This is a genomic window from Paraclostridium sp. MRS3W1 (genome assembly GCF_032465715.1).
Lineage (GTDB): Bacteria > Bacillota > Clostridia > Peptostreptococcales > Peptostreptococcaceae > Paraclostridium > Paraclostridium dentum.
Genome location: NZ_JAWDJM010000160.1, coordinates 1 through 1,254 on the forward strand (window position 1 = coordinate 1; position 1,254 = coordinate 1,254).

The following is a 1,254-nucleotide window of genomic DNA, read 5'->3' on the forward strand; positions in this document are numbered from 1 at the left end:
GTATACCCTTAGGCGTAAATTGCAAATTAGATGCTACAAATAAAAATATATATTTTAGTAGATAGAAAAAAGCAGTTACATAAAATTTTATGTAACTGCTTTTTTAACTTAAAGATATTAAAAGAGGTTACTATCTAACATAAAAAATATATGGTAGAATTATGTATATACATAAGAGATTTAAAGAGGTGGATATATGTTTAATGTAGCGATAATAACTTTAAGTGACAAAGGTTCTATGGGTAAAAGAGAAGATATAACAGGAAAAAAGCTTGCTGACTTTATAAATGGGAAAGAAGAATATGAAGTTAAATACTACACTATGATTCCTGACGATAAAGAAAAGCTAAAAAGCGAAATTATAAAATTATGTAATTTAGATGCAGATTTGATATTAACTAATGGAGGAACTGGATTTTCTAAAAGAGATATAACTCCAGAAGCCACAAAGGAAGTTATTGAAAGGGAGATTCCGGGAATTAGTGAATACATAAGAATGGAATCTTGTAAAATAACTAAAAGAGCAATGCTTAGTAGAGGTGTAAGTGGGATAAGAAAAAATACAGTTATAATAAATTTACCAGGAAGTCCTAAAGGAGCAATAGAAAGCATCGAATTTGTAATAGATACCATAGGACATGGGATAGATATACTAAAAGGTGAAGCTGTGGAGTGTGCAAATGATAGACAAGTATAACAGAGAAATAGACTACTTAAGAATTTCTTTAACCGACAAATGTAATTTAAGTTGTATTTATTGTATGCCTAAAAAAATTGAATTTTATAAGAGTATAAATGATATATTAAGTTTTGAAAATTATAAATTTATAATTAAAGGATTCTCAAAATTAGGCATAAAAAAGGTAAGATTTACAGGTGGAGAACCTCTTATCTATGATAAATTACAAGAACTTATAAAGTATACAAAAGAAAATTGTAATATAGATGATATATGTATAACGACAAATGCTATAGGTCTTTATGAAAAAATAGATAAGCTAAAAGAAAATGGATTAAAAAAAGTTAATATAAGTTTGGATTCCCTAGATGAAGATAAATATAAAAAAATAACTAGAGGTGGAGATTTAAAAGAAGTATTAAAATCAATTGATAGATGTGTGGAATTAGGCATAAAAGTAAAAATAAACTGTGTTTTAATAAAAGGATTAAATGATGATGAACTAAATCAATTTATAAATTTAACAAAATGTAAGGAAATAGATGTTAGATTTATAGAATTGATGCCTATAGGAG

At 26.2% G+C, this 1,254-nt stretch carries 2 protein-coding genes; both read left to right on the top strand.

From position 1 onward, the window contains the following. The first annotated feature begins 196 nt into the window (after positions 1-196). The gene (locus tag RWY47_RS12850) at positions 197-697 is read left to right on the top strand and encodes a MogA/MoaB family molybdenum cofactor biosynthesis protein (protein WP_224170266.1); all 501 of its coding nucleotides are present in this window, start codon (positions 197-199) and stop codon (positions 695-697) included. Continuing rightward, positions 681-1,254: GTP 3',8-cyclase MoaA (locus tag RWY47_RS12855; RefSeq protein WP_316030347.1), on the top strand; the 574-nt coding region annotated here is incomplete at its 3' end. The genes RWY47_RS12850 and RWY47_RS12855, both read left to right, overlap by 17 nt.